Source organism: Shewanella sp. KT0246, assembly GCF_019654955.1.
In the GTDB taxonomy this organism is placed as follows: domain Bacteria; phylum Pseudomonadota; class Gammaproteobacteria; order Enterobacterales; family Shewanellaceae; genus Shewanella; species Shewanella goraebulensis.
In genome coordinates, this window is the sequence record NZ_BPEV01000085.1 from 1 (window position 1) to 2,553 (window position 2,553).

The 2,553-nt window shown below is 37.7% G+C and carries 2 protein-coding genes; both read left to right on the forward strand.

Annotated features, from left to right (window positions below):
• Nucleotides 1-490 (forward strand): FixH family protein (locus K5Q58_RS20500; protein WP_374758533.1); only part of this gene is annotated, 490 nt, incomplete at its 5' end.
• A 6-nt stretch (nt 491-496) separates the two neighbouring features.
• On the forward strand, nt 497-2,553 hold a 2,057-nt coding region (locus K5Q58_RS20505), incomplete at its 3' end, for a heavy metal translocating P-type ATPase (protein ID WP_220755708.1).

Below are 2,553 nucleotides of genomic sequence, written 5' to 3' on the forward strand. Positions count from 1 at the left end.
GGACCGTTTTATGTCTGCTCCTCTTCCCTGGTATAAACATTTTTGGCCTTGGTTCATTGTCGTTTTACTTCTTGTAGTGGTCATTAAAAGTATGGTTGCAATGAGTATTGCAATTGATAACGCAGACTCGCTTGTTTCAGATGATTATTATAAAGAAGGTAAAGCCATCAATATGGATTTACGTAAAATCAAACAAGCTAAAAACTTAGGCATGCAGTTTTTAGTTGAAGTTGATGATCATGAATTAAAAATTACTCAGCATGGTGGACCTGAATATCGCGCTGCATTAAAAGTCGAATTTATTCACCCTACTTTAGAAGAAAAAGATTTCAGTATTAATGCAACTGCAGATGGGACTGGCGCTTATCGTATTGGGTTATCTGATGCCATTTCTGGAGCTTGGAATGTGCGCTTAGAAGGTTTTGATGCCAGTTGGAGAATCCAGCAACGTATTGAAATTACAGACGATGTAGAATACTGGTTAAATTAATTTTTCATGCAAAGTTGCTTTCATTGTAATGAACCCGTACTAACGGGTAATGAGTTTACAACTGTTATTAACAATCAGGAGCAGCTTATGTGCTGCCCTGGTTGTCAGGCAGTTTCTCAAGCTATTATCGATTCAGGTTTAAGTAGTTATTATCAATTCCGTAGTGAACCTGGAAGTAAACAAACTGCGTTAGTTCCTAGCGAATTAGCCCAGTATTCAGCATATGATTTACCTGAAATTCAACAAGATTTAGTTTACTCAAAAGATAATGAGAATACCCTTTCAGTATCTATTGAAGGGATAACTTGTGCAGCTTGCGCGTGGCTAATCGAGCATAAACTAAAACAAATTTCTGGCGTAAACAAAATCGCCGTAAACTCGACAACTCAACGTGCTTTAGTCAGTTGGGACGACTCAAAAATAAAACTCAGTGAAATATTATCAACTATTAGCCGTATTGGTTACCAAGCCGCACCATATCAAGTTGATGAACAAGAAAAACAAAGTAAACAAGAAATTCGTAAGTTCTTGCTAAGGCTCGGTTTAGCCGGTTTCGCGACTATGCAAGTTATGATGTTTGCCCTTGCCCTTTACTCAGATTACTTTGTTGTACACGACACTGAAATGCGTGATTATTTTCGTTGGGTCAGCATGACATTAGCTGCACCAGTTGTATTTTATTCAGCCCAACCATTTTATTTTAGTGCAGTTCGAAGTTTACTTGGCGGCAAGATAAATATGGATTTATCTGTATCTCTGGCTATATGTGGTGCTTATATTGCGAGTTGTATTGCGACGATTAATGGTACAGGTGAAGTGTATTTCGAGTCCGTCACCATGTTTACCTTCTTTTTGTTATTAGGTAGGTTCTTCGAGCAAAAAGCTAAGCAAACTGCCTCTGTTAGTTCGAGTAACTTACACAAGTTAATTCCGCTTACTGCAAATCTAAAAAACACTACGCAAATAGACTCAAACAGCGAGATAACTGAAGAAATCACAGAAATACCTGCTAAACGCCTTAAAATTGGTGACATCATATTAATTAAGCCTGGTGAAGTTGTTGCAGCTGATGGCATCATATTAGAAGGTAAATCAGGTCTAAACGAATCTATGTTAACTGGCGAGCAAATGCCGTTAATTAAATGCCAAGAAGAAATGGTTTTTGCTGGTACTATCAATGTAGATCAGCCTTTAACTGTTGAAGTTACCGCTCTAGGTCAAGATCAACTCGTCGCAGAAATTATTCGTTTGCAAGAAGTTGCCTCTAACACTAAACCTAAAATTGCCTTAATGGTGGATAAGTCAGCAAGCTACTTTTCAACAGCAATTATTGCTATAGCAGCAATTACCTATTTTGCTTGGTTGTTTATCTCCCCTGAAGACGCTTTTTGGGTAATGTTATCAGTGCTAGTTGCTACCTGCCCTTGTGCTTTAGCACTTGCTACTCCAACTGCAATTACTTGTTCCACTGCAATTTTTACAAAACTAGGCATCATAGTTCAAAAAGCAGGTGTGTTCGAAAAACTTCCTCTATTACAACATGTGGTTTTTGATAAAACGGGAACATTGACTTGCGGGACAGTATCTGTTGAAAAAACAATAATTTTCGCAAATGACTTTACTGAAAAAGAACTTCTTCAATATGCTGCTGCAATGGAGTTAGGTTCGCTTCACCCAATTGCACATGCATTTTCAAAATTTTATAGTAAGCATGTTGTCGCATCAAACATTTCCCATCATGTAGGTTTAGGCATTTCTGCAAACATTGATGAGAAGGCAGTTAAAATTGGTAACGCACAATTTATCGGTTTAGACGCTTCACAATGTAAAGGTCAATTACTTTGGTTATCTATTGATGGTTTAGTAGCAGCATGCTTTATTCTGCAAGATTCAATAAGATCCGACAGTCAGCAAACTGTTACGGACCTGCAGGCAGCAGGTATACAAGTTAGCATGGCAAGCGGTGACACCAGTGAGCATGTTAATGAAATTGCTCAGCAATTAAATATTCAACACGCTTATTCTGGTTTAAGTCCTAATGATAAACTTGAATTAATAAATAC